This window comes from Marinobacter sp. BW6 (assembly GCF_008107725.1).
Lineage (GTDB): Bacteria > Pseudomonadota > Gammaproteobacteria > Pseudomonadales > Oleiphilaceae > Marinobacter.
The window spans coordinates 1-431 of sequence record NZ_VIRN01000056.1 but is presented as its reverse complement, the minus strand read 5'-3'; the positions used below and the strand labels follow the sequence as shown (position 1 = coordinate 431).

1 protein-coding gene is annotated in these 431 nt (G+C 59.9%); it reads right to left on the bottom strand.

The features are described 5' to 3' along the window. Positions 1–157: 157 nt before the first annotated feature. Positions 158–325: a hypothetical protein gene (locus tag FMN52_RS19905; RefSeq protein WP_205424908.1), complete on the bottom strand. Its 168-nt coding sequence runs from the start codon at positions 323–325 to the stop codon at positions 158–160. Between the last annotated feature and the right edge of the window lie 106 nt (positions 326–431).

Sequence of the window (431 nt, the reverse complement as noted above, 5' to 3'; positions counted from 1 at the left end):
GAACGACGAAGAAGCTGCCGGCCTCGATCGACAGGCTGACGCCGTTGAGGGCCTTGTGCGAACCGAAGTATTTGGTGACGGAGGAAAGCCGGATGGACATGCCTTCCGTTATCGCCCTCCTGTGACAGTCTCATTACACCGTCAGGGTTGTCGTTTCTTATCGTTGCCGCAGGCTGAGCAGCAGATCAACTTCCTCTTCCAGGGCACGTCCATAGGCCCGCGCGGCGGGCGCATTGGTCTGGCTCAGGGTCTCGTGGCGAAACAGGCAATAGGCCGCCAGGCGCCAGTGATAGGCGTCGCGCTCCTCCAGAAACCGGCCGACCATTTCCTGCTGCGGTTAATGTTCCAGGAACATCTCTTCCACATGGGCGACCAGCGGATGCAGGCCGTAGAGCATGGCAAGCCCGGGCGAAACGAAACAGACAATGTCC

Coding starts and splice junctions, on each gene's coding strand:
- FMN52_RS19905 (WP_205424908.1), bottom strand. CDS start 325: ATGGTCGGCCGGTTTCTGGAGGAGCGCGACGCCTATCACTGGCGCCTG.